This window comes from Streptomyces sp. NPDC059900 (assembly GCF_050270335.1).
Lineage (GTDB): Bacteria > Actinomycetota > Actinomycetes > Streptomycetales > Streptomycetaceae > Streptomyces.
Genome location: NZ_JBNNJZ010000620.1, coordinates 1 through 4,548, shown reverse-complemented (window position 1 = coordinate 4,548; position 4,548 = coordinate 1). Strand labels below are relative to the sequence as shown.

General features: G+C 70.8%; 7 protein-coding genes. 4 read left to right on the top strand and 3 right to left on the bottom strand.

Going from position 1 to position 4,548, the window contains the following annotated elements:
- From ACQKIP_RS40485 to ACQKIP_RS40475, 3 genes are all read right to left on the bottom strand, one after another.
- On the bottom strand, positions 1–323 hold a 323-nt coding region (locus ACQKIP_RS40485), incomplete at its 3' end, for a hypothetical protein (RefSeq protein WP_427745318.1).
- Positions 324–406: 83 nt separating this feature from the next.
- A complete protein-coding gene (locus tag ACQKIP_RS40480) occupies positions 407–1,072 on the bottom strand; it encodes a response regulator transcription factor (RefSeq protein ID WP_365853818.1) in 666 nt (221 codons plus the stop codon).
- Positions 1,069–2,022, bottom strand: a complete 954-nt coding sequence (locus tag ACQKIP_RS40475) for a HAMP domain-containing sensor histidine kinase (protein ID WP_365853816.1) — start codon at positions 2,020–2,022, stop codon at positions 1,069–1,071. Before ACQKIP_RS40475 ends, ACQKIP_RS40480 begins: the two co-directional genes overlap by 4 nt.
- A gap of 342 nt (positions 2,023–2,364) precedes the next feature.
- Here ACQKIP_RS40475 and ACQKIP_RS40470 point away from each other — a divergent pair, with 342 nt between their 5' ends.
- The 4 genes from ACQKIP_RS40470 (at position 2,365) to ACQKIP_RS40455 (ending at position 4,404) form a co-directional block, all read left to right on the top strand.
- Positions 2,365–2,691, top strand: coding sequence for a TraR/DksA family transcriptional regulator (locus ACQKIP_RS40470; RefSeq protein ID WP_365853814.1), 327 nt, complete (start codon positions 2,365–2,367; stop codon positions 2,689–2,691).
- 69 nt (positions 2,692–2,760) lie between these two features.
- Positions 2,761–3,129 carry a TraR/DksA family transcriptional regulator gene (locus ACQKIP_RS40465; protein WP_365853812.1) on the top strand — a complete coding sequence of 123 codons (369 nt, stop codon included), beginning with the start codon at positions 2,761–2,763 and terminating at the stop codon, positions 3,127–3,129.
- Positions 3,126–3,935, top strand: a complete 810-nt coding sequence (locus ACQKIP_RS40460) for a hypothetical protein (RefSeq protein WP_365853810.1) — start codon at positions 3,126–3,128, stop codon at positions 3,933–3,935. Before ACQKIP_RS40465 ends, ACQKIP_RS40460 begins: the two co-directional genes overlap by 4 nt.
- Positions 3,936–4,092: 157 nt before the next feature.
- Complete coding sequence (locus ACQKIP_RS40455) at positions 4,093–4,404, top strand: hypothetical protein (RefSeq protein WP_365853808.1); 312 nt, start codon at positions 4,093–4,095, stop codon at positions 4,402–4,404.
- Positions 4,405–4,548: the final 144 nt, after the last annotated feature.

Below are 4,548 nucleotides of genomic sequence, written 5' to 3'. Positions count from 1 at the left end.
GTGCCATGCGATGTGCCGACGGCGGAGAGCGGCGGAACATGACGCTCCCCGATGACGTCCCGATGACTGCGAGCGGTGACGGGGGAAAGGCCGGGTTCTGCGTTCTGCGCGTAAGGCTCGCTCCCTGCCCGGTCATCCGCGTGCGGCGTGCTCGGCGCGGACGCGGAGGCAGGGGCAGCGGCCACGGTGCCGCTCGGCACGCAGGGTTGTCCGCCGCAGAGGGCGGACGGGCCGAGCAAGGTGATGAGGAGGGCGAGCATGATGGCCGGCAGCGCTGCTGCCGGACCACGGGCGCGTGAAGCGGCGCGTGCGAAGCGGGTCATCCCCCCTCCCTCCCCACTCGGTCCGGAGCCCCAAGGCCCCGACCGGGGAGTAGGCGGTCGGAGACTTGGGGCAGTCAGGTGGCTCAGGCCTCGATGAGACCGACGCGGATCGCGTAGCGGGTGAGTTCAAGGCGGTCCCGCATGCCGAGCTTGTGCAGCAGGTTTTCCCGATGGCGGTGGACGGTCTTGATGCTGATGAAGAGCATCTCGGCGATCTCCTTGGAGGAGTGGCCCTCGGCCACGAGTTTGAGGACCTCCTCCTCGCGCGCGGTCAGCACCTGCTCGGGCGGCTCCTCGCCCTGACGGACACGGTCGAGATGCTTGCGGATGAGCGCCGTGACCGCGCCCGGATACAGGAAGGGCTCGTCACGCATGGCGGCCCGGCATGCCGACACCAGGTCGCGATCGGCCACGGACTTCAGCACGTAGCCGCTGGCGCCGGCCTTCAGCGCCTGGAAGAAGTACTGCTCGTTGTCGTGCATCGTGAGCATCAGCACCCGCACCCCGGGCTTCAGCGCCAGGAGTTCGCGGGTTGCCTGCAGGCCGGTCATCCGGGGCATGGCGACATCCATCACCGCCAGGTCGACCTCGTGGGTGCGGACCAGGTCGACGGCCTGAGCGCCGTCACCGGCCTCCGCGACGACCTCCAGGTCCGGCTCCCGGTCGAGGATGAGCCGCACCCCGCGACGTACCAGCGCGTGGTCGTCGGCGAGGAGGATGCGGATCGCGGATGTGCGGGGCTGGGTCATGGCTGCTTCCTGGGGAGGGGCACGGTCAGCCGGACCGTCGTACCGGCCTGCGGTGTGGAGATGACGTCCAGAGTGGCCCCGCTCAGCAGGGCCCGCTCCCGCATTCCGCGGATGCCCGCCCCCTCGCGGGCGACTGCGGTGCCGCGGCCGTCGTCGACGACGGCAAGGACCACCGCCTCGCCGGTGTGCTCCAGGCTCACCTCGACCTGGTCGGCCTCGGCGTGGCGGGCCGCGTTCGTCAGGGCTTCCTGGGCGACGCGGTACACGACGAGTTCCGCCTGCCGGCCCAGCGGCGGCAGGCCGCTCGCGAAGCGGTGCACCACACGCAGCCCCGCGTGTGTGGCGAACTCCGTGGTCAGGGACGTCAGGGCGCTGACCAGACCGAGATCGTCCAGTACGCCCGGCCGCAGTCTGCGCACCAGACGGCGTACTTCGTCCAGGCTTCCCCGGGTGATCTCCTGCGCCTGCTGCAACTCCCCGCGCAGCGGTTCGTCCGCCTCGTCCGCGGCCCGCTTGAGGGACAGCAGGACCGCGGTCATGGTCTGGCCGACCTCGTCGTGCAGCTCCTGGGCGATGCGGCGCCGTTCGGATTCCTGGGCGAGCAGGACGCGGGCGCTGCTGGCGGCCCGTTCCTGCTCGAGCCGTTCGAGCATGGCGTTGAAGGTGAGGATCAGCTCGGCGGTCTCACCACTGCCCTGCTCCGGAAGCCGGTGTCCGGGGCGCAACAGGTCGACGGTGTGCATCAGCCGGGTGAGCCGGCCCAGTGGAGCGAGGCCGATACGCAGCAAAGCCGCGTTGGCGACCAGCATGACGCCCAGGCCGCCCACGAGGATGACGGCCTCGGTAAGGACCACCGGCACGGAGACGGTCACCGGCGCCCACAGCAGCAGTGCCGTGGCGCCTCCGAGCACCACGGCGTTGAGCGCGAAGATCCGCCAGAACAGGGACAACGGGATAACGCCTTTCTCCGTGCGACGCGGTTGGGTCTCTACTGTCGGTCACCGCGCACCCAGAGCGTGAACCGCAGCCACTGGTTTTGACCGGACTGCTGTCCAGGGTGCCCGCTCGCGGCAGGTTCGTCGATGGGCTCCAGTGCCCATTTCCCGGCGCTGGCCAGCGGCGTGACGATCCCCGGACCGCCGTCATAGATGGGTATCGCGCCCGATGGGTTTCCCGCGCCGATGCGGCCAGGGTGGAGGCATGGAGTGCGGCCCGCGACTCCTCCCGACCTGCCGACCCGGCTCACGACTTCCCGGCCCGGCGCGACCCACCCGCTGAAAGAAGGAACCGCCATGTCCCTCGATGTGCCCCGGACCGAAGCCCCCGTCGAGCGGCTGACGGCACATGAGGCCCTCCAGCGCCTCCAGCACGAACGCGCCACCCGCCTCACACAGCTGCAGGCCGTCGAAGAGGCCGGGGCGGAGACGGAGGAACAGATGATGTTCACGCAGAAAGAGGCCATCCGGCGAGTCCTGGCCGAAGTCGAGGACGCCGTCGCCCGGGTACAGGACGGCAGTTACGGCCTCTGCCAAAACTGCACCACCGCCATTCCGGTCGAGCGCCTGGAAATCCTGCCGTACACCCCGTTCTGTGTTCCCTGCCAGCGCAAAGTCGCCTGACGGCCGAAGCCCGCTACGGCGTCGCGCCCTGAAAGTCCCCTCTTCCCGCCCTGCCCAAGGGGTGAATCGGTGAACCACCAGATCATCGACCGCGAGACCACACCGTCCGCCGAGATCCTCGCCGCACTGCGCGAGAACCTTCACGAGCAACGGCTCTTCCGCCAGGAACAGTTGCAGCAGCTCTCGGCCGCCGCAACGCCCCGCACCGACGCGGCGCGCGCCCGCCAGACCTCCTCCCAGCTCGAGGTCCGCGTCAAGCTCGCCGCCTCGGCCCGCATGGTCCTGGCCGACGTCGAAGCAGCTCTCGAGCGGATGGATCACGGCAGCTACGGTGCCTGCCACCTGTGCCGCGGACCCATCGCCCCGGAACGGCTGATGATCGTGCCGCAGGCACGCTACTGCGCACGCTGCCAGCAGGTCAGGGAGGCCGGCCGGTGACCACGCCCTCCCGTCCCGGCACCGTGACCACCCGCCACCGTTCGTGGCCCTGGTGCCGGCGGTGCTCCGGCATCGCACTCGATCTGGGCAGCGCCCGCACCCGGGCCTGGACGTCCGGGCGGCGCATGATCCTCGACGTCCCCACGGTCACGTTCCCCGGCGCCGGTGCCGCGTACCCCATCCAGCGCGGCACCATCGTCGACACCCCCGGCACCTCCCGCATGCTCGACCGGCTGCTCGGCAACCGCCTGCCCCGCTTCGGCCGCCCTCTGCTCATCCTGACGACGCCCGTACTGGGAGGCCTCGCCTACCGCGCCGAGGCCCGTACCGCGGTCGAAATCCTGCGCCCGCGCTCGGTACTGACCGTCCCCGCCGCGCGCGCCGTGGCCATGACCGCGGACGCCGACCTGACCCGCCCCCTGCTCGTCGTGGACATCGGCGCCCACCTCACCGAGGTCACGCTCCTCGCCGACGGCGCGGTATGCGACGCCCGGCACACCGCCCTGGGCACCAGCGACCTGGACGGCCGCACCGCGCCCGCGCGGATCACCGAGGCGATCGTCGCGATGACGACCGCCATGCTGGAGCAGGACCACACGTCCCAGACGCTCGATGCCCTCCAGCGGGGCCCGCTCCTCGCAGGCGGAGGCGCGCTGAGACCCGAGATCATCTACCCGCTCGCCGACCAACTGCACGCCCCCGTCCGCACGGTCCCCGCCCCGCACACCGCGGCGGTCCGCGGTGCCGCAAAGCTCTTGCAGGCCGCCCACACCCACCCCTCCGCGACCGGTTACGCACGCCGGTAACCCCCGGGCCGCAGCGGGCTGTCTCCCGAGGCGCCTTTACCGCTGTATGTCGTATTGACCGCGGGTGCCACCGCCCTCAGATTGGCGGTGGCACCGCCGTGCATGCGCAGCGCGGCACGACTTCGCACGGGTGCCGGGAGCAGCGCACGGGGGGACCATGGTCAGCGTCGCCGTCTTCACCACGAACAACGCAGCGGGCCGGGAGCTGTTCGCCGGCTGCCGCGACCTCGTGCGCCAGCTCTACGGTCCCTCGGCCAGGGTCTTCGACCACTCCGACTCCGGAGCGGGCGGCTTCGTGACACGCAGCCTCGTCTCGGACCTGGTGATCTTCGACGGTACGCCGGACGGCCGGGACGAGCACCGCTACGACATCGTGCAGTCTGCCTCTTTCATCGTGTCTTCCTTCGTGGATACCCGCGTCTTCAGGCGGGGGAGGAATCGAAGCTTCCGCGTGGGCGGGGCAGGGTAAGCCGGTTCGTCTTGCGGGCGGATCCGGCGTTGTCAGTGCGGGGCGGTAGGTTGCCGGGATGACGGCATCCACGGCGGCCCGGGAGTTCGCGCCCGTGCGGTACACCTACCGTCTGCGGGTGTCGTCGACGGCCCGTACCGGGTT